The sequence below is a fragment of the Actinokineospora alba genome, assembly GCF_004362515.1.
GTDB classification, from domain to species: Bacteria; Actinomycetota; Actinomycetes; order Mycobacteriales; family Pseudonocardiaceae; genus Actinokineospora; species Actinokineospora alba.
Genome location: NZ_SNXU01000001.1, coordinates 5,598,986 through 5,622,421, shown reverse-complemented (window position 1 = coordinate 5,622,421; position 23,436 = coordinate 5,598,986). Strand labels below are relative to the sequence as shown.

The following is a 23,436-nucleotide window of genomic DNA, read 5'->3' as shown; positions in this document are numbered from 1 at the left end:
CCGCACTGGGCCCGGCGCCGCGGATTGTCATGTGGTGGTGTCGTGACCAAGTCGGCCCCACCCGTTCCCTTGTCCCGCAACCGCGACTACACCCTGCTCTGGGCCGGTCAGGCCTGCGCCGAAGTCGGCTTCAGCGCGTCCATGATCGCCTTCCCGCTGCTGGTCCTCGCCCTCACCGGGTCCGCGGCGGCTTCCGGGCTGGTCTTGGCCGCCGACGCCGTCGCGCAACTCGTGGCGGGACTGCCCGCGGGAGCGCTGGTCGACCGGTGGAACCGCAAGCTCGTCATGCTCGTCTGTGAGGCGGTCCAAGCCGCCGCGCTCGCCAGTCTGGTCGCCGTCGTGCTGTGGGAGGTGGCGACGATCCCGCATCTCGTCGCGGTCGCCGCCGTCCTGGGAACGTGCCGCGCGCTGTTCGAACCCGCCGAGGACGCCAGCCTGCCGTCGCTGGTTCCCGATTCCCAACTCGCCACCGCGATCGCGATGAACAGCGCCCGGTCCTCGGTCGGGCAGCTGGCGGGCACCGCGCTGGGCGGCGTCCTGTTCGCCGTCGCCCGCTGGGTCCCGTTCCTCCTCGACCTCGTCACCCACGTCATCGCGTTCGTCGCACTCGCGTTCGTCCGCCTCCCGAGACGCGCCGCGGCGACGGGCGCGCCCCCCGACCTGCGGCGCGAGATCGCCGAGGGCCTGCGGTGGGTGTGGCGGCACCCGGAGATCCGGGTGACCGCCGCGTGCGCCTTGAGCCTCAACCTGTTCTTCAGCGCGTACTACCTGATCGTCATCGTGCTGGCCGACCGGCGGGACATCCCCGCGGCTCAGATCGGGATCATGGCGGCGATGCTCGGTGTCGGTGGTGTCGCGGGCTCGCTGCTCGCGCCCTACCTGCACCGCACCCTGAGCCCGTACCTGTCGATCGTCGGTGTCTTCTGGGCGCTGACCGCACTGGCCCCGATCGCGCTCGTGGTCGACAACGGCTACCTCATGGGACTGCTGTTCGCAGGCATGGCCCTGCTGGCGCCCACCGCGAACACCACCATCACCACCCACCAACTCCTCCTCACCCCGGATCCCCTGCGGGGCAGGTTGAGCGGCGTCATGAACGTGGTCGTCGGCGCCGCCGGCGCGCTCGGCCCGGCGCTCGGCGGCCTCCTCGTCGAGGCGGTCACCGCCGACCACGCCGTCCTGCTGTGCGCGGCGGGCATGGCGGGCGTGACGGTGTTCGTCACCGCGAACCGAACCCTTCGGCACTACCCCTCGAAGAAAGGAACCCCAGAGTGAGAGACGACATCACCTACCTGGTCCTCATCAACGACGAGGAGCAGTACTCCCTGTGGCCCGCCCACCGCGAGATCCCCTCAGGCTGGCGGGCGGAAGGCACCACCGGCAGCAAGGACGAGTGCAGCGCCCACGTCGACCGCGTCTGGACCGACATGCGCCCCAGGTCCCTGCGCGAACACATGGGCGCCTGAGTGCCGGCGCTGTCCCCGCGGAGCCCGACTTCGCGGGGACAGCGCGGGTTGGTTCAATCGGCGCACAGTTGAGCGTGCAGCGTCTCGCCCGTCCATCGCTCCCAGCGCTCGCGTGTCCAGCCGCGTTCGCCCACGAGGAGCAGGTACAGCTGGGGGCTGAGCAGGCCGTACAGCAAGTCCGCGGCTTCCTGCGCCGATATGTCCGCCCGTGCGCCCGGCTTGTCGACCAGCGCCTTGGCTGTGGCCTCTTGGACGATGTAGCGCGGGTCGATGTCGTATGGCCAGAGGGCGGCGACTTCGGGGTCGCTCGCCACCGCCCCCTCCAGCACCTTGCCGATCGGCGCGACGCGCTCCAGGACTGACGTCGTGCCGGTGATGTAGGCGCGCAGCATGTCCTGGGCCGTGGCCGCGGCCAGTGCCCCGGTGTACCAGGGCCGGTCCATTGTGGACATCGGCTCGTCGTCGCCCGCGATGGTGACGTCGACGAGCTCCTTGAGCAGGGTGCGTTTGTTGCCGAAGACGAAGTAGATCGTCTGGAACGCGACGCCTGCCCGCTCGGCGACGTCCTGCAGGTTCGTCGCGCCGTACCCGTCGCGCACGAACAGCTCGAACGCCGCCTCCAGGATCCGCCGCCGCGTCTCCTGGGCCTTCTGGGTCCGTTTGCTCATTCGCTTGACATCGGCCATGGCAGGAGTCTATCCCTAGAAAGCGTAACTAGAAATGACTTCTAGAGATTGGTTCTAGCCATGTCGGTCATCACCCTCACCCGCTTCCAGGTCGATCCCGCCAACGCGGACCGACTCCGAGACCGGCACTCCGCCCTGGTCGCCTCGATCAGGACGGACTTCCCCGGTCTGACCGAGGCCCGCCTCGGCAGGCTCGACGACCACACGTGGGTCGGCATCTGGCGCTGGGACTCGGCCGACGACCTCCGGGTGGCCCGCCAAGCCGTCCCGGGCAACGCCGCCGCCGCCGCGGTGTTCGCGCTCGCAGGCGAAGCCGCCGTGGACGATGTCGACGTCCTCGACGAGCACTGACCGTCCCGGAATCGAGGAGCTGACGTGATCGAGATCGATGCGTTGACGAAGGTGTACGACCAGGTCAAAGCGGTCGACGACGTGTCCATGCACATCCCGGCGGGGTCGGTCTTCGGCTTCCTGGGGCCCAACGGCGCGGGCAAGACGACGACTATCAAGGTGCTCGCCGGGTTACTGACTCCCACCTCGGGCGAGGTCCGGCTGGGCGGCTACGACGTCGTCCGGCAGCGCTCGGCCGCGATGGCGCAATTCGGCGCCGTGCTGGAAGGCTCGCGCAACGTCTACTGGAGCCTGTCGGCCTGGCAGAACCTGATGTACTTCGGCCGACTCAAGGGCTTACGCAAGGCCCGGGTCCGCGACCGGGCCGAAGAGCTGCTGACCGATCTGGGGCTGTGGGAGCGGCGCCGGGACAAGGTCGGCGGCTTCTCGCGGGGGATGCAGCAGAAGGTCGCGATCGCCGCCGCCCTGATCGCCGATCCGCCGATCGTGCTGCTGGACGAGCCGACGCTCGGCCTGGACGTCGAAGCCACCCGCACCGTCAAGGGCTGGATCGCCGACCTGGCCCGCGACCGCGGGACGACCATCCTGCTCACCACCCACCAGCTCGACGTGGCCCAGGAGCTCTGCGACCGGGTGGCCGTGATGCGTCAGGGGCGGCTCGTGGCCGACCTGCCCACCCGCGACCTGCTGGCGCGCTTCCGGGAGCGCGACAAGTACGAGATCCGCGTCGAGGGCGCGCCGCCGCCCGGGTTCGACGCCGTCACCCGCGACGGCGTCACCACGATCAGCGTGCGGGTGGCCGACCCGCGCGAGGTCTACGACGTCGTCGAGCGGCTGCGTGTCCAAGGGGCCGTACTGGAGTCGCTGAACCAAGTCCAGCCCGACCTCGAGGACGTGTTCCTCGCGCTGGTGAACGAGGTCTCCCATGCTTGACGTCCTCGGCGCGGAGATCGGCAAAGGCCTGCGGATCCAACTCGCCCACCCCGTCGGGCACGTCATCACGCTGCTGATCAGCACCACGATGTACCTCGGCCTGCAGTTCGTCCTGGGGCAGGGCGAACTGCGCCAGGACCTGCTGCCGCAGACCCTGGTCGCGATCGGCGGCTACTGGTTCCTGCAGTACGCCGCCCTCGTCATGGTGTCCGACCTCATCGAGGAGAAACGCGCGGGCACCTTCGCGCAGGCGCAGATGACGTCCGCTCCGCCGTGGGTGCCGATGCTGGGCAGGCTGATCACCGCTTCGGTGTTCGGCTTGGCGGTCGCCGCCGTTGCCGCTGTCGTGCCGATGCTCGTGGCCGGGATCGCGGTCCCGGTGAAGTCGGCGGCGCTGGTTCCCGCTCTGCTGTTGGGGATCAACGCTCTGGCCTTCACGTTCCTGCTGGCCGCGATTGCCCTGGTCTCCCCGATGATCGGCGCGCTGCAGTCCCTGTTCACCGCGTTGGTGTTGCTGCTCAACGGTTCTTTCCTGCCGCTGGCGTTCTATCCGGACTGGTTGGGCGTGCTCGCCAGATTCCTCCCCACCACTCTGGGCGTCGAGGCGACCACCCAGGCGCTGTTCGAGGGGCGGACCTTGGCTGAGGTCTGGAGCGGCGGCGCCCTGCCGTGGCTGATCGCCCACACCGTCGCCCTCGCTGTCATCAGCGGCCTGTTGTTCGTCCGCAACCACCGCCGAGCCCTGCGGGAGCCGTCATGACGTTCGCCCGCGGATTCGCCGCAGAGGTCCACAAAGGACTGCTCAATCTCGTCGCCGGATGGCGTGAGAGCCTTGTCCAGCTGGCCACGTTCCCCGTGTTCTACCTCCTCATCGTGCTGTTCATGGGACGCGGGCAGCTTCGGGCTGAGCTGCTGCTCCCAGTGCTGCTCGGCATGGTGGCGCTGACCTTCATCCACGAACAAGTCAACCGCGTGTTCTGGAGCTACCTGGGCGACATCCAGTCGGGGGTGCTGGAACAGACCTACCTGACCCCGCTGCCCTCGGCCGCGCTCATCCTCGGCCGCCAGGTCGCCGCCGTGATCGCAGCGCTGCCCACCGCGCTGGCGGTCCTGGCCACCGGCGTCGTCGCCATCACCGTCCAGGACGGAGCGGTTCCTTTCGACGCGCAGGTGATCGTGCCGCTGGCGGCCATCGTGATAGGCACCTGCGGGCTGGCCATGATCCTGTGTGGACTGACCCTGGTGTTCAAACGCATCGAGATCATCACGCAGGTCTCGGTGGCGGCCTACGGCATCGTGGGCGGCACGCTGGTCCCGCTGACCGCCATGCCGGACCCGATCGCCGCGCTGAGCAGGCTGCTGGTGCCCATCGCACCGGGCATCGAGGCCATGCGGGACATCCTGCTCGGCGGGCATTCGCTTGGGACGCTGCCGACCGGATGGGGGCTGGGATGGCTGCTGGTCCAGCCGCTGCTCATCACGGCCGCCGGCATCTTCGCGTTCAGCAGGCTCGAACACCTCGCCCGACGCCGCGGCACTCTCGGCCGCTACTGAACCCGCCAACGGAAAGAGCAACCGACGTGAACGTCTTCCTCTGGGTCCTGCAGTCCACCCTGGCCGTGGTCTTCGGTCTGGCCGGAGCCCTGAAAGCCTTCCAGTCCAAGGACACACTGCGCGGCACGATGCCCTGGGTGGCCGACTTCAGCCGCACTCAGGTCCGCCTGATCGGCGTGGTCGAACTAGGGGCCGCCCTTGGCCTGATCCTGCCCGCCGCGCTGGGCATCGCGCCGGTCCTCACGCCGCTGGCCGCCACCGGCCTGGTCCTCACCATGATCGGCGCCGTCATCACGCACGCCCGCCGCGGAGAACCCTCAGCCATCGCCGTCAACGCCGTGCTGTTCGCGCTGACCGCTGTCGTCGCGTGGGGCCGCTTCGGTCCCTACGCGTTCTGAACCCGGAGCCCACCATGACATCGAAATCCGTGACCTTGCGACCGGTCGGCCGCGTCGTCGGCGGCCGCCACGAGATGATCGAAGACGACTGGCACGACGTCCGAGCCGTGATCCGGCTGGATGGCGCGTCCTTCGGCGAGTCGGCGGTGCTCGGGCTGGAAGCCTTCTCCCACTTGGAGGTCGTGCTCCACTTCGACCGGATCGACCCGGAGAGGGTGCCCGGCGAACCCCGGCCCCCGCGAGGGAACCCGACCGCGGCCCCGGTGGGCGTGTTCGCCCACCGGGGCCCGTACCGCCCCAACCGCCTCGGCGTGTCCCGCTGCCGACTGCTCGCGGTGGACGGCTTGGACTTGCACGTCGCGGACCTGGACGCGCTCGCCGGGTCGCCGGTCCTGGATGTCAAGCCGTACCTGGCCGAATTCGCCCCACGTCATCCGGTCTTCCAGCCTGCCTGGGCCACGACGCTCATGAGCCGCTACTACTGAGCGATCCGGCGGCTCCTGGAGCCTGCTACGGCCGCGTCAGCGGGCTCCGCAGTTGGTACGCGATCCGGCCGTTGGACTCCGACACCGCCGTCAGCGCCGTGGTGACTCTGTCGACCTTCGACGCGACTACCCGGTACCTGAGCGTCGCGTTACGCGCGGTGGTGTTACCGGCTGTGGATTGGCGCCGCCCGGCCCGGTCGCGGGCGACCTGTACCAACGTGGCCGCTCGAACCGCGGCGGGAGGGCTGGGTGTGACAGCTGCCTTGGTGCGGCTCTGATGAGCGGGGGAGCGAGCCCTAGGCTCGGTCCCCATGCCCCAGAAGCTGACTGACGAGCGGGCGATCGACGAGTGGTTTCACCGCCGTGGGATCCCGCTGATGCTCGACACCCCCGGCCGCAACGCGCGGGTCGCCCAGCGCATGACCGGCCCACTCGCCGTCGGGTGGTTCGGACCGTGGGTCGTGGACGCCTTCACGGAGCCGGACTGGGCGACGGCCGTGGGGCTGGCGGTGTCCGTCGCGGCGGTGCTGCTCCTGTGGGCGGCGGGCAACCTGTCGCGGCGGCGGGCCCCGTTCGCGCTGCCTCCCCGCGTCGGGGTGCTCGAGGTGGTCGGTTTCGTCGTGCTGCCGCCACTGGCCGTGCTGCTGAGCGACTGGGTGAAGGACCGGTCGGAGCTGAACCTGAGCGTGGGCGCGGGCGTCGCGCTCATGGTGACGTACGTCGGGTTCGTCGTCGTGCAGATCGTGGTGCTGCTTGTCGCGTGGGCGGTCGTGCGTAGCGGGCTCGCCTCGCTGACCCGCTTTCTGCTGCGCGAGTTCTCCCAGGCGGCGAGCGTCGTCGGGGTGGCCGTCGCGCGCACTCTGCCGGTGATGCTCGGCGTCGTGACCTTCTTCTTCCTGACCGCCGAGGTCTGGCAGTCGGTCGGCAGCATCGGGACGCCCGCCTACGTCACCGCGCTGCTGCTGTTCCTTGTCGTGGCGGGCTACTTCCTCGGCAGCCGCTTCCAGCTCGACCTCGACGCCCTGGCCCGGTTCGAGTCGCGCGCCGAGATCGAGTCGGCCATCGCGGGCACCTCGATCGGCTCCCGGCTCACCGTGCCGGACGCCGGGAAGCCGCTGACCGTGGTGCTCGACCGGTCCGAGCGCCTGCAGCTGCGGCTGGTCGCCGCGCTGTCCAAGCTCGTCGTCGCCTCGGTCGTCGCGAGCGCGGTCTTCGCGTTCTTCCTGCTGCTCGGCGTGCTCGTCGTCGACGCGGCAACGGTCGAGGCGTGGACGACGGCGCGGCCGCGGGTCATCCGCGAGTTCGAATTGGGCGACGTGCCGCTGGCGATGACGTGGCAGCACGTGCGGGTGGCGGGCTTCCTCGCCGTCTTCTCCGGCTTCTACTACTCCGTCGTCTCCGCGACGGACGCCAAGCTGCGCGAAGGCGTCCGTGACACCGCGACCGACGCCGTCCGCCAGGCGTGCGCCGTCAAGCTGTGCCTCGAGACGCCGGCAGCCCGCTGTCGTCACTGATGATCGGTAGGCGACGCAAGTCGACGATCATGCGGGTGCCTCCTTCGCCCAGTTGACCGCCGCCTCCACGACCACGAACAACGCCAGACTGATCCCGAACGCGGGCAGCAGCCGGCGCACCGCACTCACGGAGCCCAGCACCACCAGCCGACCTGGCCACGGGATCGTGCGCAGGATCGCCCGCCGCGCCGGAGGCCCGCGGCGCGGGCCGCGTTGCCACCACATCCGGTATCCGAAGCCGATCAGGGGCACGGTGCCGAGCATCCGCAACAGCTCCACTGCCTGGTTGACCGGGCCGAACAACCGGCCGCTGTGCGCGAGCACACCAAGCTTGAGCACCTTGCTGACCAGGGGAGTGTCAGCGAACCGCACTCGGTCGGCGATCCGGCCGGTGTACGGATCGACGGTGACCTCATCAGCGCGAATCGGCCAGCGGACGGTTCGCTCGGCCACGGTGTAGGGACGGCCGTGCGACGTAGCCATGGTGATCCGCAGTGGGCCGCCCAGCCCCGCGCGGGAAGCGCACGCCACGGCCCGGTCCACCCCGATCAACCCGCCCGATCCCTTGATCGGCGCGGTCGACACCGTCGGTCCATCAAGGACGGAGACGACGCGCGACCCGAAGTGCGGTGACCGGACGATTCCCGTCACTACGAACATAAGCAGGCTGACCATCAGCCACAGCCCGATTCGTGTGTGCAGCCTGCGGGCCAGCGACCGCCCGGTTTCCTTGCGCCGCGCCGGGCCCCGGCGCCGGTCGAACCACATGACCGTCCCGCCGCCGAGCAACGAGGGCTTCAGCGAGTACCGGGACGGCGAGTTCAACGCTCTTCCCGGGACCGGCAAGCTGGCGTGCTCGGGAAACCTGGACCTCGTCGAGGTGAGCGCGGACAAGCTCGTGTTCGCGGAGACCGAGGAGTTCGACGTGTACGGGAACTGCCCGGACAAGGGCCGCGTCACGGTCACTCTGTCCGGCGCCCAACTGGTCTATGACTACGTGGGGGATGGCGGGAGCGCGCGCACCGTGCTCGTACGGCGCTAGGGCCTGTCCTCGAAGCCAGATGGTGCTGGTGGCGGGCGGGTGACTGCTGCTTTACTAGGGTACTAGTAAACCAGTAAAGGGGCTGCCGTGTTCGTCTTCCGGCTCGACACCCACTCCGGTGTGCCGCCGTACCTGCAACTCGTCCAGCAGGTCCGCCAGGCGGTGCTGCTGGGCTTTCTCCAACCCGGTGACCGTCTCCCGCTCATCCGCGAGGCGGTCGAGGACCTGGCGATCAATCCGAACACCGTCGCCAAGGCGTATCGGCAGATGGAGCAGGAGAACCTGGTCACCGGCCGGGCAGGCCAGGGCACGTTCGTCAATGAACAGCAGTCGGCCGCGATGTCGGCATCGACGTACACGTCGCTGAGTCGCGGCCTGGTGACCTGGTTGCGCCGCGCCTACGCGGCAGGCCTCGATGAGCAGGCGGTCAACGCGCTTTTCACTTCCGTCCACCAGCAGACCAGGAATGAGGACGTGGCGTGACAGCGACCGAGTTCGCGCTGCGCACCGACGGGGTGGGCAAGCGGTACCGGAGAAGCTGGGCGCTGCGCGACTGCACCCTGGCCCTGCCTGCGGGCGGCGTGATCGCCCTGGTCGGGCCGAACGGCGCGGGCAAGACCACGCTGCTGCGCCTGGTCGTCGGGTTGCTGGCACCGAGCACCGGCACGGTGGAGGTCCTCGGCCACGACGTCACCGCCAGCACCCCGAAAACTCTGTCCCGGGTCGGGTTCCTGGCCCAGGACCACCCGCTGTACAAGCGCTTCACCGTCGCCGAGATGCTCCGCTTCGGCCGGGCCTGCAACCTGCGGTTCGACCAGGGGCTGGCCGAGCGCAGGCTGGCGAAGCTGGGCATCCCGCTCGACCGCAGGGCAGGCACGCTCTCCGGCGGGCAGCAGGCCCAGGTCGCGTTGGCTCTGGCCCTGGCGAAGCGCCCGGACCTGCTCGTCCTCGACGAGCCGGTGGCCAGCCTCGACCCGCTGGCCCGGCGCGAGTTCCTGCAGGTCCTCATGGGTGCGGTGGCCGAAGGCGGGGTGACCGTCCTGTTCTCCTCCCACGTCGTGCACGAGCTGGAGCGCGTCTGCGACCACCTGATCGTGCTCAACCAGGGCCGGGTCACGCTCACCGGTGACATCGAGATCCTCCTCGCCGAGCACCGGCTGCTCGTCGGCCCGCGCACGGCCACCGACCTCGACCGGGCAGGCGCCGTCGTGGAGGCCGTCCACAGCGACCGGCACACGACCCTGCTGGTACGCGACGGCGCGATCCCGGCCGCGCCTGGCTGGCAGGCCCAGCCGGTCGCGCTGGAGGACCTGGTGCTCGCGTACCTGCGCCGGCCGGTCGAGCCGAGCGCCGCGGTCACGTCGGGGGTGGCGGCATGGCGTGGTTGATCTGGCGCCAGCACCGGACCGAGGTCTGCGTCCTGGGTTTGCTTGTCGGCATGTTCGGCATTGCCCTGCTCGTGCTCGGGACGCAGGCCCACGACCTGTTCCCCGGCGGTCCCGCCCGGTGTGCGGGAGAGGCCGGTGTCAACGAGGCCTGCGCGGCCTCCTTCCGCAGGCTCGACGAGGAGTACGGGTACGTCGAGAACCTCCTGGCGGGCTTCTATCTGATCCCCGTCGTCATCGGTGCGTTCCTCGGTGCGCCGCTGCTCGCGCGCGAACTGGAGGACGGCACCTGGCAGCTCGCCTGGACGCAGGCCGTGCCGCGGATGCGCTGGCTGGCGGCCAAGCTCGCGGCACTGGCCGGTGTCACCGTCGCGCTCACCGGGATGTTCACCGCGGTGCTCACCTGGTTCCGTCAGCCATTCGACGCGTGGGAAGGGCGGTTCCAGTACGACGCCTTCGACGTGGAGGGACTTGTTCCGGTGGCGTACGCGCTGTTCGCGTTCGGCGTCGCCACCGCCGCGGGGGCGATCCTGCGGCGCAGCCTGCCCGCGTTCGGCGTCGCGTTCGGGGCGTTCCTCGCCGCCCGGATGCTGGTGGCGCTGTTGGCCCGTCCCGCGTACGCCACCCCGCTCACCACCACGGAGCCGGTCCCCGTCGGCGGCTCGAAGGACCAGGCTGGGCACCGGCCCGGCTTCGATGACTGGGTGATCGAACACGGCTACGCGGACGCCACCGGGCGCAGGCTGAGCGCGACCGAGTTCTACGAGCTGGAGGACGCCGCCAACCGGGCAGGCACCAACCTCAACCAGTTCCTGCACGCGCGGGGCATCCAGCAGTTCGGGGTCTACCACCCGGCCGACCGGTTCTGGACGTTCCAGCTCATCGAGGCGACCCTGTTCACCGCCGTCGCGGCGGTCCTGATCGGTGTGGTGGTGTGGCGGGTACGGCGCCGAATGATCTAGTGCCCTGACGTTCACCCCAACGAGGTCGTGACCATTCCGCCTGAGGGCCGATTATTCGGTCAGTGTGCCTCGAGCAACTCGGCGAAGTCGCCGCGGTTGGTGGTGCCCAGCTTGGCACTCGCCCGGTACAGGTGGCCTTCGACGGTCCGGACGGAGACCACGAGCCGGTCGGCGATCTCCCGGTTGGACAGGCCGTCGGCGGCGAGGGTGACGATCTCTCGTTCGCGCCGGGTCAGCGGCAGCGGTCGGGCGGCGCAGCGCAACGCCGGAGTTCGTGCGCCCTCGCAGGCTTCGGCAAGCCGGTGTGCCTCCGCGGCCGCGGAGGTCGCGGAGCCGCGGCGGTTGTTCCGGGTGTGGGCGTCGGCGGCTTGGGCCGCGGCATCGGCGGCGGCGAGCAGGTCGCCCAGGTGCTCCCACCGCTGTGCTGCCGCGAGCAGCGCCACACCGTCGTCGTCGGCCAGGGCCGCGGCGTGGGCCGCGGCGGCGGGCGCACGCGGTCCGTCGACTGTCTCGGCGAGGTGCGCGAGTCGGGCGGCAGCCGTGCGGTCGCCGAAGCGCACCGCGGTGTGCAGCGCGAGCACCTCGTAGCCGGGCTGGCAGCGCCGCGCGGCGAGGTCGGCGGCCTGTCGGGCGAGATCGGCCGCCTCGGTCGTCGCACCCTCCGCGGCGGCGACCCAGGCCTGGGCCAGCGCGACTTCGGGGTCCATGAACACATAGGACGGATGTAGCTCGGCGCGCAGGTCGGCGAGCGCCGCACGGGCGCCGGGTGGGTCGCCCGCCATGGCGAGGGCTTGGGTGAGCTGCACGAGCGTGAGGAACGCCCAGCCGCCCGCATCGCCTGCGAGGTATCTGCTCCGGGCCTCGCGCAGGCGCCGGATCGACCTGCGGAGTTGGCCTCGGGCAAGGAGTTCGAAGCCTTCGAGGAACATCCCGTGGGCGACCGAGGTGGCGTTCGTCCCCGCTTCCCGCCGGTCGGTCCCGACTCGGCGCATCTCGTCGAGGTATCCGGCGAGCCGGAGAGCACCGAGCTCCAGGACGGCGAGCCCGAGGCTCAGCAGCGATCCCTCGACGCAGCGGGTGGCCGCGGTGTAGGCGCGCTCGGTGCTGGCGGGAAGCTCGTCGGCGCGGCCGAGCATGCCTAATCCCGCGGCGAGACCCCAGGTGGCGAGGACGACCGCTTGGTCGGGCAGTGCCCGCACGGCCAGCGCGCGGGTGGCGTCGTCCACGGCGCGCCGCGGACGGGCGAGGAAGGCGTGGAACGCGGACTGGATCGCGGTGATCACCAGCCGCGCGTCGTCGTCCACGTGGGCGGCGGCGGTGTCGAGGATCGCTTCGGCGTCCTGGGGGCGGCGCAGGATCCAGAAGAGGTTGCCCGCCCGCGGCATCGCCACCATGGCGCGCACGATGTCGTTGTCGGCGAGGTCGGCGAGCCGGGCCCATTCGGTTTCGGTCTCCTCGCCGCGGCCCTGCCAGGCCAACGCGTTGGCGAGCGACCAGCGGGCGCCGAAGGCAGGCCCGTCGTCGGCATCGATTGCTTGCCGCGCAAGGCGTTCGGCGAGGGTGATGTCCATCAGCCGGACCGCCGTCCCCGCCGCGTCGGCGAGCAGTTGGGCGTCGGGCGGCAGGTCGGAGTCGACGGCGAGCACGGCGCGGCGCAGGGCGTCGTCGCCGCGCCGGGACCCGGTTTCGGCCAGGGCCGTGGCGATGCGACCGCGCAGCCGCCTGGCCCGAAGCAGCCCGACGTGGGCCCGGCGGGTCTCGCCGTAGAGCGGATGCGCCAACCCGGCCTGCAGTCGACGGCCTTCGGCGCGCACGGTCAGCAGGCCCCGCGACTCGGCGTCCTCCACGGCCTCGGCGCCGGTCAGCCGGGTGAGCAGGGAAACGCCCAGCGGTTCGGCCAGGGCCAGCACGTCGACGACGTCGCGGACCGGCGCGGGCAGCGCTCCCATCCGCGCGACGACCAACTCGGCCAAGCCCGGCGACAGCTCCGGACTCGCCGCCAGCTGCCACACCCCGCCGACGCGACGCAGGGTTCGATTGTCGAGCGCCTGCTCGACGAGCAGGCGCAGATACAGGGCGTTGCCCGCGGTCAGCCGCCACAGCTGACCGGCCGTGGTGTCCGCGACCTGGCCGCGCAGCACCGCTTCGAGCAGTGCGACGGTGTCGGCCTCCGACAGCGGCCGCACTTCGTGGCGGTCGAGGTGGCCGTCCTTCCACAGCGCGGTCACCGCGTCGGGCGCGGGCTCACCCGACCGCACCGTGATCACCACCGTGGCCGCCCGCCGCAACACCAGCTGGTGCACGAACTGCGCGGAGAGCGCGTCGAGCAGGTGCGCGTCGTCCACACCGACCAACACCCCACCCGGCTTGTCGGCGACCAGCGCGGCGGTCGCCTGCGCCAGCAGCTGCCGCTGATCACCCTCGACCCGGCCGAGCAGGGCGGAGAAGGCGCCAAGCGGGAGGGCTCGGGTGGAGGCGGTGGCCGCGGCCCATCGCGTGGCCGTGCCGCGGTTCCGGGCGAGGGTGAGCGCTTCCTGCGCCAAGCGGGTCTTGCCGACTCCGGCCGCGCCCGCCAGCACCAGCCCGCGCGGACCGTCGGCGCGACGAAGCGCCGCGTCGATGGATCCGAGTTCCGCAATCCGCCCGGTCAGCGGCCAGTGCTGCCCCACCGCCCGGATGCTACGGACAACCCGGGGTGCCCACCTACTGCCTTTGGCACCCCGCTTGCCCCGAAAGCGAGTACTCCACTACTCGTGACGCCTTGCCCTGACCACCAGACGATCGGACGCGGCGGGAATCCCCGCATGACTGTCGGAGTGGAGGACCACATGAACGACGTGCAGATCTGGTGGGTGGGCATGGAATGCAGACAGAAGCAGGAATCCGTCGACGAAGTCTTCGGCACCGTCGACCTGGTCACCGCAGACGGGCGGCACCACAGCTCGCACAAGTTCCCCGACGGACCCGACTACTGGTCGCTGGGCCCGGACGGCGAGCGGATCGCCACCGCGCAAACCCTGCTCTACTCCGGACCGGCCATCGACCTCGCGCTCGCCGGGTCGCTGGTGGAATGGGACAGCGGCGACATCCAGAAGTACAAGGACGCCGCTGCCGAGGCGGTCTCCGTCGTCGCCGCCGCGGCGCTGGCCGCCGCCGGGGGAGGGGGTGGCGTGCTGGCCAAGCCGCTCGTCGACCTGCTCGCCGAAGCGCTGGTCGACCTCGCCACCGACGTCCTCGGCCTCGACGCCGATCCGTACACCCCCAAGGCCGTCCAACTCACCCGCGACGAGTTGGTGGCCTCGGGCGAACGACGCCGCACCCTGCGCCGCAACGACGATCACAGGTCGATCACCTGGACCCACGAGATCGTTCTCACCGGAACCGACGACGGCGGCGACGTCGGCGAGTACGCCCTCTACTTCGACGTGCGGGGACCGGGCTGGGGTGCGCCGTACGCGATGGTCGAGGAGGGCTCGGTCGCGGGATCGGTGGCGGCCGTGTCGCGGCACCGCGGGCACCTCGACCTGTTCTGGGCGGCGCCGGACGGCGGTATTTACGGTATCGCCTGGGCCGGGCAGTGGAGCGCGCCCTATCTCGTCGTGCCCGGCGCGTACGCCCGCGCGGTGTGCGCGGCGTCGCGGTTCGACGATCACCTCGATCTGTTCTATACCACCGGAGACGGCGGCATCGGCGCCCGCTCGTGGTCGTCGGGCGCCGGGTGGGGTGAGCCCTACTCGATGGCCCCGGCGGGTTCGACCGCGGGCTCGGTGACCGCCGCGTCGCGGCACCGCGAGCACCTCGACCTGTTCTGGGCGGCGCCGGACGGCGGTGTCGTCGCCAGGTCGTGGGCGGGGCAGTGGAGCGAGCCCTACCTGGTCGTGCCGGGGAACGACGCCCACGCCACCGCGGTGTGCGCGGCGTCGCGGTTCGACGGTCACCTCGACTTGTTCTGGGCAGGCGCGGACGGGGGCGTCGGCGCCCGCTCCTGGTCGGCCGCGACCGGCTGGGGCGTCCCCTACCCGATGGCCGGACCCGGATCGGCGTCGAACTCCGTCACCGCCGCGTCGCGCCACCGCGAGCACATCGACCTGTTCTGGGCGGCGCCGGACGGCGGTGTCGTCGCCAGGTCATGGGGCGGGCGGGAGTGGAGCGAGCCCTACCTCGTGGTGCCCGGCGCGGACGCCCAGGCGGTGAGTGCGGCGTCGCGGTTCGACGATCACCTCGACCTGTTCTGGACCGGCGCCGACGGAGGTGTCGGCGCCCGCTCCTGGATGCAGTAGCCGCGAAGAACGCCTGCCCGCCCGCGGACTCCTCCGCGGGCGGGCAGGCCTTCGGCGTGTCTACACGGGACTTTGATCGGCTTCGTCGCCGGGGGAGGCCGCGATTCGCGCCAAACGAGTTCGCCGCGCACCTGGCGACTGAGACCCAGATGGCCGAGGTCGCTTACCCCGAGCCGACGGCTCCGACCAGACGAACGCGATCTCGTTCTGGGAAGCGCCCACCGGGCAGACCTCATTTAGTGAATACTCACCGACGTTGCCGGGCTGCCTGCTCATGATCCGTCGGGGTCGCGATAGGCGTGGCAGGGAGCTGGGGGCGGAGACATGCGGTTCAAGCGAACGATCACGGCGGCGGTGGCGTCAGCGGCTGCACTGACGTTGGCGATGGGGTTGACCCAGTCGGCATCGGCGGCGGAGGGATTCGTCGGCCGGTTCACCGACCTGACCGATCCGAGCATGAACTTCGAACTGCAGCTTCTATCCACCCACGTGCCGCAGGGAATCGCATACTGGGACGGAGATGGCGGCGCCGCCCGGTTTTTCGTTACCCACTACGAACCGTCGAACCCCTCGAACAGCCGACTTGCGGTGCACGGCGCCGACGGCACCTACTTCAAGAACGTCAGGATCGGCGGCGGCCATGTCGGCGGGGTAGTGGCTTGGCGACACTGGTTGTACACCGTTGACACCGATGGTGACGGTGAAGCACACCTGCGTATTTATCGGCTGTCCGATATTGGAACCACCAAGAATTTGGAGCACCTGCCGCTGCGGGGCTACTGGAAGATGCCGGACGACTCGGGCGCCTTTGTCACGATTTCCGGCGACACTCTGTACTTTGGCACCCATACCAAGGATAAGACCTACCAGGAGCACGGCAGGCTCTACACCTGGCCGATGGACCCCAACACTGGCGACCCGGCCTCCCGGCCCGAGAACTCCTGGGGGATCCCCGGCAATGTGCAGGGCTTGGTCGTGACGGAGAATTTCTTCGTCTTTTCGCAGAGCTGGGACCGCGACTGCTGGAGCCGCATCACCGTCCGCACACGGGGTGAGGGATTCGCCAGTGACCGGTTCATCTATACGCATGCCATGTCCGAGGGCATCGTCAACGCGGCCGGCACGCTGTATGTCAACTTCGAATCGGCCGCGGACTACTATTCCGGCGCGCGCAACATCGTAAAACAACCGCGCTACGGGCCGCTCTCGACGATCATCTATGACATCAGGGACCACGGGAGGACGCTCGGCAACCGGTCGCCGAACGAGTGCGACGAAGAGTAGGTCACGCCAGCCGCCGTCGTGACGGTCTCCTCTCCGGCGCGTCGATGACATTGGCGATGTGCGCCATGTGGAGCGCGTTGCCTTGATCGCCCGAGCGCGCCTGGTGATCTGCATGGAGCGGCGGTTACCGCCGCGCATGTGCGGTGGATCTTCGCCGAACGCGGTGTTGGGGCGCAGCGCCGCGTCCATCGCACGGGAGCTGAACGAGCGGGGTGTGCCGTGCCCGTCGAGCAATGACCCGACCCGCAATAGGCCGCCCGTGTCGGCTGCCGCTTGAACGGGCGCTATGCGGTGCCGTTGAGCAACTCGTCTATGTCGGGCAGCTGGCGTCGGCAGATGTTGTGAGCTTCCTCAGCGGGTAGGCCGAGCATGCGGAGCAGGTCCTCGGTGACCCGGTCGGTGGCTTCGGCGTCGTCGCGGTTTGGGTGGTCGTGGAGGTATTGGCCGAGACACAGGGCGGCGCCGAGGACGGTGACCATGGTCAGGTCCGCGTCGCGGATGGTGAATCGGCCGGCTTTCGCGGCGGCGAGGATGTCGCGACGGGCGCGAGGGACCATGCCCTTGTCGGAGTCGGCCAGAGCCGTTCCGGTGTGGAGCAACACCTTGCTTAGCTCGACGTTGCGGCGGTGCAGGCGACCCGTGATGCGGAAGCTCTGGGCGAAGACGTGGGCGGGGTCCTGGAGGTCCTCGGTGATTCGGTCGAGGACGGCTCCGATCGCGTCGAGTGCGTCCTCGACCGCGGCCTGGAACAGCTCTTCCTTGCTCTGGAAGTGGTTGTAGAACGATCCCATCCCGACGTCGGCGGCCTGGGTGATCTCAAGGATCGGCGCGTTGGTCTTGCCCGCGGCGATGAACGCCTGTGCCGCGCTGACCAGGGCGGCGCGTGTGCGCGCCTTGCGCCGGTCCAAGCGATTCGTGGCCGTCTCAGCCATGCCCGTCACCTCCTCCGCGTGCAGCCTACGGCTTCCGTCAGAAATGAGGAAATCCTCAACAATGCTTGACTGACGAACCGCTCGTAACTGATGATATCGTCAGAAACGCGAAGGGAGCGTTCGATGGCGAATCGCCGAGACCCGCATTCGGGCCTGCACAGCGAGCACGGCGCCCGGCGCGGCGAGCACACCGGCCGCGCGGCGAATCCGATCGTCAAGGTGCGTGATCAGGCCTGGCTGGAGTTCGAGAAGCCTGACCTGCGGCGGGCCGAGGTGTTCGCGCACGCCTTCGGCTTCACCACCTCGCTGCGCACGGCCGACGAGCTTCACCTGCGCGGCACCGACCCGGGCGCGCCCTGTGTGCTGATCCGTCGTGGTACGCGGTCGCGGTTCCTCGGGCCGGCGTTCCAGGCCGCCGACCCGAAGGACGTGCTGCGGCTGGCTGAGGCCACCGGCGCGACGGCCGCCCCGCTGCCGGAACCCCTCGGTGGTGTGGGGGTCGACTTGGAGGACCCGAGCGCGCTGCGGGTCCGGGTCGTGTCGGGCACCGACCTGCTGCCCGCGCTGCCGTCGCAGGAGCCGCTCACCTGGAACGTCGCCCGTGGTGCCGCCCGGACCAACGCCATGCAGCGGCCGCCGCGCGTGCCCGCGAAGGTCCGGCGACTTGGACACGTCGTCCTGCAGACGACCCGGTACCGGCGGACGCTGGACTGGTACCTGGAGCACCTGGGGATGATCGTCAGCGACTTCCTGTACTACCCGGGCCAGCGCGATCGCGGGCCGGTGATGAGCTTCATCCGCTGCGACCAGGGCAGCATGCCCACCGACCATCACACGCTGGCGATCACGCTGGGCCCCAGCGACCGGTACGTGCACTCGGCCTACCAGGTAGGCGACCTCGATGCGCTGGCCGCGGGCGGCGAGCACCTGCTCGACCTGGGCTACCAGCGGTCGTGGGGGATCGGCAGGCACATCCAGGGCAGCCAGATCTTCGACTACTGGCGCGATCCCGACGGGTTCCTGGTCGAGCACTTCAGCGATGGAGACCTGTTCGACCACACCCTCGAGCCTGGCTGGGCGCCGATGACCGCGTCCGGCCTGGCCCAGTGGGGACCACCGGCCACAAAGGACTTCCTGGGCGTCAAGCCGGGCCGGGAATCGCTGCGCGAACTCAAAGCCGTGTTCACCGCACTGCGCGAGGACAACGAATTCGACCTGAACCGCCTGCGCGGTCTGATGAAAGTGGCCACCACATGAGCACCTCCATCCTCCGCACCGCCGACGCCTGGTGGGTACGCACGCCCGCGGGCGCGGTCCGGATCGACAGCGACGCCGAGACCACCGCGGAGCTGCTCGCCGACCGGTCCGCGATCGACCAGGCGGCCGGCGAACCGGTGCCCGTCGAGTCGCTGGCGCTCGTGTCGCCGGTGACCGCGCCGTGCCGGGTCGTCGCACAGATGACCAACTTCGTCTCCCACGTCAAGGATGCCGGGATGAACCCGGCAGCAGTGCCGCTGACGTTCTTCCGCAAGACGTCCGGTTCGATCAGCGGCCCCTCCGACGACGTCATCCGGCCCAAGCACGTTCGGCTGCTGGACTACGAAGTGGAGATCGGGCTGGTGTTCGGCGCGCCGATGCCGGTGGGCACGGAGATCACGCCCGAGACGCTCGCCGACTACGTCGCCGGTGTCGTGATCACCAACGACATCTCCGCCCGTGACCTGCAGCTGCCGAAAACCCAGTTCTACGAGGCGAAGTCCTATCCGACCTTCACCCCGGTCGGGCCCGCGCTGGTCCTCCTGGAGGCCGACGAGCTCAAGCGATTCGCCGACCTTCGACTCCGCCTGTGGGTCAACGGCGAGCCGCGGCAGGACATGACCGCCGCCGACATGCTGTACCAACCAGTCGAAGCGCTGCGCGGGCTGACCCGGTTCCAGCGGCTCGATCCCGGCGATCTCCTGCTCACCGGCACCCCGGTCGGCACGGCACTCAGCGCGCCGCCCAAGCCCGTGGAGGTCATCGCGTCTCTGCTGCCCGCGGCCACGAAGTGGAAACTGTTCTTCAAAGGCCAGGCACGCAACCCCAAGTACCTCCAGGACGGCGACCTCATCGAGGCCACGGTCGGCACCGACGACGGCGCGATCGACCTGGGCCGCCAGCGCACCGTCGTGAGGTGGACACGATGACCGTGTCCACTGAGGACCTGCTGTGGCCCGCCTGCGCCGACCCGGCGGACCTGACGTCGATCGAATCCGTCCCGATGGCCGACCGCGGCCTGCCCGAGACCACCTACGCACTGCTCACCCGAGCCGCCGCTCTGTGGCCCGACCGGACGGCGATCACCGTCCTGCCCGAAGCCGCCCGCTGGCGCGAACCGGTGCGCCGGACCTACGCCGAACTGCTCGCCGACGTGCACCGCTACGCCAACCTGCTGCACCGGCTCGGCGTCCGGCGCGGTGACGCGGTGGCCTTGATGTCGCCCAACTGCGCCGAACTGGTCCCGGCGACGCTCGCGGCACAGCTCGCGGGCATCGCCGCCCCGCTCAACGGAAGCCTGTCACCACAGCACCTCACCGAACTGCTCGCCCGCTCCGGCGCCCGAATCCTGATCACCGCCGGCCCCGAACTCGCGCCCTCCACTTGGGACACCGCACGGCGGCTTCCGGTTGACACCCTCCTCGTGCTGCGACCCACCGATGCCGAGGACACGCCGGAGCTACCCGACGGCGCGCGCTTCCTGGACGACTTGGCCGCGGGGGAGGACCCGACGGAGTTCGCCGGGAAGCCACCCACGAGCACCGATCTCGCCGGGCTCTTCCACACCGGCGGCACGACGGGCGCGCCGAAACTGGCCGCCCACACCCACACCAACGAAGTCGCCGACGCGTGGATGCTGGCCGCCAACCCCCTGCTCGACGCCGACTCGGTGCTCTTCGCCGCCCTGCCGTTGTTCCACGTCAACGCATTGGTGGTCACCCTGCTGTCCCCGCTGTTCAACGGACAGCAGGTGCTGTGGGCCGGGCCGCTTGGCTACCGCGACCCAGGGTTGATCGGCACCTTCTGGAAGATCGTCGAGCACTACAGCGTCACCGCCATGAGCGCCGTCCCCACGGTGTACGCCGTCTTGACCCACCTGCCGGTCGACGCCGACATCACCGGCCTGCGCTACGCGATGGTCGGCGCCTCCCCATTGCCCGAGGCGGTGCGCGACGGCTTCCAGGCACACACCGGGGTAACACTGGTCGAGGGCTACGGCCTGACGGAAGCCACCTGCGCCACCGCCCGCAGCTTTCCCGACGCCCCACGACCCGGCGCGGTAGGACAGCGCCTGCCGTATCAGCAGGTGAAAGCTGTCCGGGTCCACGAGGACGGGACCTGGCAGGACCTGCCCGCAGGAGAAGTCGGCGTCCTGGTGATCAGCGGACCCACGGTCTTCCCCGGCTACGTCACCGGCCGCGACGACCACGGGCACACCCTGGACGGACTCGGCACGCTCACCGAAGGCTGGCTCAACACCGGCGACCTCGCTCGCGTCGACGAGGACGGCTTCATCCACCTCGCGGGCCGCGCGAAAGACCTGATCATCCGCGGCGGCCATAACATCGACCCGGCGATGGTCGAGGACGCCATGCTGTCGCACCCCGCGGTCACCGCGGCGAGCGCCGTCGGCAAGCCGGACGAGCACGCGGGGGAGGTCCCGGTCGCCTACGTAACCCTTCGGCCTGGCGCCGCGGTCACCGAGGACGAGTTGTGCCAGTGGGCGAATGACCAGGTCACCGAGCGGGCGGCAGCGCCGAAAGCGGTCTGGGTGCTGGACGCACTCCCGGTCACCGACGTCGGCAAGCCGTACAAGTTGGCGTTGCGCGCCGACGCCACCCGCCGAGCACTCGCCGAGGCGCTCAATGGTGCTTCGGTGGACACGGTGATCGAGGACGGCTCCATCACCGCCATGGTTACCGTCGCGGGAGAAGTCGACCGGCACGGCGCGGAGTCGGTGCTGAGCCGCTATGCCCTGCGCTCCACAGTGCGGGTACGGCCATGATCGTCATCGCGGCGATCATCGCCGTGACATTCGGCGGCCTCGGGCTTGCCAAGCTGCTGGCATTGGCGCCGATGCGCGTGTTGGCCGCCAAGGCCGGGTTCTCGGTGGCGGCCTACCGGGCCGTCGGCGCGCTGGAGGTCGCCGGAGCCGTCGGTGTCGCGCTCGGCCCAGTCGTTCCCCTGCTGGGCATCGCCGCCGCCTGCGGGCTGCTGCTCCTGCTCGGCGGCGCCCTCACGGTCCACCTTCGGCGCGGTGACGGCGCGCGCGAGGTCGCGCCCGCAGTCGTGTGCGGCGTGCTGGTCGCCTGCTACGCCACTGTCCTGTCAGGCGCGCTGTGATGATTCCGGTGGTGATCGTCGGTGCCGGACCGACCGGGCTGACGGCGGCCGCGCTCCTCGGTCAACAGGGCGTGGAGTGCCTGGTTCTTGAGCGGTGGGAGTCGGTCTACCCCCAACCGCGGGCGGTCCACCTCGACGACGAGATCTACCGCATCCTGGCCCGGATGGGGCTGGGGGAGGAGTTCGCCGCCATCTCCTGGCCCTGCCATGGGTTGCGGCTGCTCGACTCCGACCTGCGGGTGCTCGCCGAGTTCCGGCGCAGTTCGACCGTGGGCAGACATGGGTTCCCCGAGGCCAACATGTTCGACCAACCGGAACTGGAACGTCTCCTGCGCGAAAACCTTGCCCGGCGCCCGTCGGTCACCTTCCGCGGCGACGTCGAGGTCACGGCCGTCGTCCAGGACAGCGACTCGGTGCGGGTCGAGTTCACCGATCGCGCGTCGGGCGCGTCGGAGTCGGTCCACGCCCAGTACGTGCTCGGGTGCGACGGTGCCAACAGCTTGGTGCGGGCGTCGATCGGCGCCGCCATGCGTGATCTGGGTCTGGCCCAGCGGTGGCTGGTCGTGGACGTGGCCACCGACGCCGAACTCGGGCAGTGGGAGGGTGTGCACCAGGTGTGCGACCGCGATCGTGCCGCCACCTACATGCGGATCGGGAAAAGACGCCACCGCTGGGAGTTCCGGCTCGCGCCCGACGAGGTCGCCGAGGACTACCGCGAGCTGATCAAGCTGCACCCGCTGATCCAGCCGTGGACCAAGGACATCCCGGTAGACGACCTGGAACTGGTGCGCTGCGCCGAGTACACCTTCCGAGCGCGCATCGCCGACCGCTGGCGCGACCGCCGGGTGTTCCTCCTCGGCGACGCCGCCCACCTCACGCCCCCGTTCATCGGCCAAGGCATGGGCGCCGGCCTGCGCGACGCGGCCAACCTCGCGTGGAAACTCGCCGGTGTTCTCCGGCGGGCCCTGCCGGAGTCCACACTGGACACCTACCAGGCCGAACGAGCACCCCATGCCCGCACCATGATCCGTCTGGCGAAACTCGTCGGCCATGCCATGACCGAAGGCGGAGAGGCAGCCAACTTCCTCCGTCGCCTGGTGCTGCCCCGGCTGCGTCTCCTGCCCGGGCTCAAAGCCCGCGTCCTCAGCAGCGAAACCCCCACCCTGCGCCGCTCCAGCCTCGTGCTGCGCGGCGCCCTGGCGGGCACTCTCTGCCCGAACGCCTGCCTCCCCGACGGCCGCCGACTCGACGACGTGGCCGCCCACAGTTTCGCGGTCATCACCACAACCACTCCGACCGCGACCCAACGCGCCGCCCTCGAAGCCGCGGACGCCGTCCTCATCGAGACCCACCCCGGCGACGACCTCCACCACTGGCTCCAGCGGGCAGGGGCGGCGGTTGTCCGACCCGACGGCACGGTGCTCACCACCACCCACGACCTCGCCGAAGGCTGCGCCCAACTGCTGCGACTCACAGGCAACAGCTGACACCGAAACCAGGGTCAGTCATCGGCGACACCCGCGCCGCTGAGTGCGGGGACGGTCTCCTCCCGGCGGGCCAGGGACTTCGCCGCGACGGCGAATTGGCCGAGCTTGTCGATGATCGTCTGCCGAGCTCTCCAAGCCTTGGCTCGACTTTCTGTCTGTCCTGGCTTGGGGCTGTTCGGGTGGTCGGTGGCTGCGGGGCGTCGTTCGCTCGGTGTGCGTCGGTCTCGGTTTCGCCATGGCGGGAGGAGTCGAGATGGCGATGTCGAGTGGAGTGTTCGTGGCGTCACCGCCGACGGC

24 protein-coding genes are annotated in these 23,436 nt (G+C 70.1%); 20 read left to right on the top strand and 4 right to left on the bottom strand.

Annotated elements, in window-relative coordinates; genetic code table 11:
- Nucleotides 1–42: 42 nt before the first annotated feature.
- Nucleotides 43–1,275: an MFS transporter gene (locus tag C8E96_RS25850; protein WP_091369418.1), complete on the top strand. Its 1,233-nt coding sequence runs from the start codon at nucleotides 43–45 to the stop codon at nucleotides 1,273–1,275.
- A complete protein-coding gene (locus C8E96_RS25845) occupies nucleotides 1,272–1,466 on the top strand; it encodes an MbtH family protein (RefSeq protein WP_091369415.1) in 195 nt (64 codons plus the stop codon). Before C8E96_RS25850 ends, C8E96_RS25845 begins: the two co-directional genes overlap by 4 nt.
- A 53-nt stretch (nucleotides 1,467–1,519) precedes the next feature.
- Here C8E96_RS25845 and C8E96_RS25840 read toward each other — a convergent pair whose 3' ends face one another.
- A complete protein-coding gene (locus C8E96_RS25840; RefSeq protein ID WP_091369413.1) occupies nucleotides 1,520–2,152 on the bottom strand; it encodes a TetR/AcrR family transcriptional regulator in 633 nt (210 codons plus the stop codon).
- A 60-nt stretch (nucleotides 2,153–2,212) separates the two neighbouring features.
- Here C8E96_RS25840 and C8E96_RS25835 point away from each other — a divergent pair, with 60 nt between their 5' ends.
- The 7 genes from C8E96_RS25835 (at nucleotide 2,213) to C8E96_RS25805 (ending at nucleotide 7,387) form a co-directional block, all read left to right on the top strand.
- Complete coding sequence (locus C8E96_RS25835) at nucleotides 2,213–2,503, top strand: antibiotic biosynthesis monooxygenase (protein ID WP_091369410.1); 291 nt, start codon at nucleotides 2,213–2,215, stop codon at nucleotides 2,501–2,503.
- A 24-nt stretch (nucleotides 2,504–2,527) separates the two neighbouring features.
- On the top strand, nucleotides 2,528–3,436 hold the full coding sequence (locus tag C8E96_RS25830) for an ABC transporter ATP-binding protein (RefSeq protein ID WP_091369407.1): 909 nt from the start codon (nucleotides 2,528–2,530) through the stop codon (nucleotides 3,434–3,436).
- On the top strand, nucleotides 3,429–4,196 hold the full coding sequence (locus tag C8E96_RS25825; protein WP_091369405.1) for an ABC transporter permease: 768 nt from the start codon (nucleotides 3,429–3,431) through the stop codon (nucleotides 4,194–4,196). Before C8E96_RS25830 ends, C8E96_RS25825 begins: the two co-directional genes overlap by 8 nt.
- Nucleotides 4,193–4,990 carry an ABC transporter permease gene (locus C8E96_RS25820; RefSeq protein ID WP_091369402.1) on the top strand — a complete coding sequence of 266 codons (798 nt, stop codon included), beginning with the start codon at nucleotides 4,193–4,195 and terminating at the stop codon, nucleotides 4,988–4,990. Before C8E96_RS25825 ends, C8E96_RS25820 begins: the two co-directional genes overlap by 4 nt.
- Nucleotides 4,991–5,016: 26 nt before the next feature.
- Nucleotides 5,017–5,388, top strand: a complete 372-nt coding sequence (locus tag C8E96_RS25815; protein ID WP_091369399.1) for a DoxX family protein — start codon at nucleotides 5,017–5,019, stop codon at nucleotides 5,386–5,388.
- Between the two features lie 14 nt (nucleotides 5,389–5,402).
- Nucleotides 5,403–5,873 (top strand): SAM-dependent methyltransferase, encoded by a 471-nt coding sequence (locus tag C8E96_RS25810; protein ID WP_091369396.1) that lies wholly within the window; start codon nucleotides 5,403–5,405, stop codon nucleotides 5,871–5,873.
- Nucleotides 5,874–6,184: 311 nt separating this feature from the next.
- A complete protein-coding gene (locus C8E96_RS25805; protein WP_091369393.1) occupies nucleotides 6,185–7,387 on the top strand; it encodes a hypothetical protein in 1,203 nt (400 codons plus the stop codon).
- A 27-nt stretch (nucleotides 7,388–7,414) separates the two neighbouring features.
- Here C8E96_RS25805 and C8E96_RS25800 read toward each other — a convergent pair whose 3' ends face one another.
- Nucleotides 7,415–8,155, bottom strand: a complete 741-nt coding sequence (locus C8E96_RS25800) for a PepSY domain-containing protein (protein ID WP_133794787.1) — start codon at nucleotides 8,153–8,155, stop codon at nucleotides 7,415–7,417.
- Here C8E96_RS25800 and C8E96_RS25795 point away from each other — a divergent pair.
- The 4 genes from C8E96_RS25795 to C8E96_RS25780 all read left to right on the top strand — a co-directional run bounded on the left by C8E96_RS25795 (nucleotide 8,154) and on the right by C8E96_RS25780 (nucleotide 10,776).
- The gene (locus C8E96_RS25795; RefSeq protein ID WP_091369387.1) at nucleotides 8,154–8,429 is read left to right on the top strand and encodes a hypothetical protein; all 276 of its coding nucleotides are present in this window, start codon (nucleotides 8,154–8,156) and stop codon (nucleotides 8,427–8,429) included. The two genes, C8E96_RS25800 and C8E96_RS25795, sit on opposite strands and share 2 nt — an antisense overlap.
- 87 nt (nucleotides 8,430–8,516) lie before the next feature.
- Nucleotides 8,517–8,912: a GntR family transcriptional regulator gene (locus C8E96_RS25790; protein ID WP_091369383.1), complete on the top strand. Its 396-nt coding sequence runs from the start codon at nucleotides 8,517–8,519 to the stop codon at nucleotides 8,910–8,912.
- Nucleotides 8,909–9,817: an ABC transporter ATP-binding protein gene (locus tag C8E96_RS25785; RefSeq protein ID WP_091369379.1), complete on the top strand. Its 909-nt coding sequence runs from the start codon at nucleotides 8,909–8,911 to the stop codon at nucleotides 9,815–9,817. The genes C8E96_RS25790 and C8E96_RS25785 overlap by 4 nt, the downstream gene beginning before the upstream one ends.
- Nucleotides 9,805–10,776 (top strand): ABC transporter permease subunit, encoded by a 972-nt coding sequence (locus C8E96_RS25780; protein WP_091369375.1) that lies wholly within the window; start codon nucleotides 9,805–9,807, stop codon nucleotides 10,774–10,776. The genes C8E96_RS25785 and C8E96_RS25780 overlap by 13 nt, the downstream gene beginning before the upstream one ends.
- A 59-nt stretch (nucleotides 10,777–10,835) precedes the next feature.
- Here the strand turns inward: C8E96_RS25780 and C8E96_RS25775 are convergent, their stop codons facing one another.
- The gene (locus tag C8E96_RS25775) at nucleotides 10,836–13,445 is read right to left on the bottom strand and encodes a LuxR C-terminal-related transcriptional regulator (RefSeq protein ID WP_091369372.1); all 2,610 of its coding nucleotides are present in this window, start codon (nucleotides 13,443–13,445) and stop codon (nucleotides 10,836–10,838) included.
- A gap of 159 nt (nucleotides 13,446–13,604) precedes the next feature.
- Here C8E96_RS25775 and C8E96_RS25770 point away from each other — a divergent pair, with 159 nt between their 5' ends.
- Together C8E96_RS25770 and C8E96_RS25765 are read left to right on the top strand one after the other, a co-directional pair.
- Nucleotides 13,605–15,056 (top strand): hypothetical protein, encoded by a 1,452-nt coding sequence (locus C8E96_RS25770; RefSeq protein ID WP_091369368.1) that lies wholly within the window; start codon nucleotides 13,605–13,607, stop codon nucleotides 15,054–15,056.
- A gap of 324 nt (nucleotides 15,057–15,380) precedes the next feature.
- Entirely contained in the window at nucleotides 15,381–16,340 is a 960-nt protein-coding gene (locus tag C8E96_RS25765) for a hypothetical protein (RefSeq protein ID WP_091369366.1), read from the top strand.
- Nucleotides 16,341–16,624: 284 nt separating this feature from the next.
- Here the strand turns inward: C8E96_RS25765 and C8E96_RS25760 are convergent, their stop codons facing one another.
- Nucleotides 16,625–17,272, bottom strand: a complete 648-nt coding sequence (locus tag C8E96_RS25760) for a TetR/AcrR family transcriptional regulator (protein ID WP_091369363.1) — start codon at nucleotides 17,270–17,272, stop codon at nucleotides 16,625–16,627.
- Nucleotides 17,273–17,395: 123 nt separating this feature from the next.
- Here C8E96_RS25760 and C8E96_RS25755 point away from each other — a divergent pair, with 123 nt between their 5' ends.
- Genes C8E96_RS25755 through mhpA form a run of 5 tightly spaced genes read left to right on the top strand, consistent with a single transcriptional unit; the run spans nucleotide 17,396 to nucleotide 23,139 of the window.
- A complete protein-coding gene (locus tag C8E96_RS25755) occupies nucleotides 17,396–18,529 on the top strand; it encodes a VOC family protein (protein WP_091369360.1) in 1,134 nt (377 codons plus the stop codon).
- Nucleotides 18,526–19,458 carry a fumarylacetoacetate hydrolase family protein gene (locus C8E96_RS25750; protein ID WP_091369356.1) on the top strand — a complete coding sequence of 311 codons (933 nt, stop codon included), beginning with the start codon at nucleotides 18,526–18,528 and terminating at the stop codon, nucleotides 19,456–19,458. Before C8E96_RS25755 ends, C8E96_RS25750 begins: the two co-directional genes overlap by 4 nt.
- A complete protein-coding gene (locus C8E96_RS25745; RefSeq protein WP_091370145.1) occupies nucleotides 19,455–21,314 on the top strand; it encodes an acyl-CoA synthetase in 1,860 nt (619 codons plus the stop codon). The genes C8E96_RS25750 and C8E96_RS25745 overlap by 4 nt, the downstream gene beginning before the upstream one ends.
- On the top strand, nucleotides 21,311–21,652 hold the full coding sequence (locus C8E96_RS25740; protein WP_091369353.1) for a DoxX family protein: 342 nt from the start codon (nucleotides 21,311–21,313) through the stop codon (nucleotides 21,650–21,652). Before C8E96_RS25745 ends, C8E96_RS25740 begins: the two co-directional genes overlap by 4 nt.
- Entirely contained in the window at nucleotides 21,652–23,139 is a 1,488-nt protein-coding gene (gene mhpA, locus C8E96_RS25735) for a bifunctional 3-(3-hydroxy-phenyl)propionate/3-hydroxycinnamic acid hydroxylase MhpA (RefSeq protein ID WP_091369351.1), read from the top strand. Before C8E96_RS25740 ends, mhpA begins: the two co-directional genes overlap by 1 nt.
- Nucleotides 23,140–23,436 lie beyond the last annotated feature (297 nt).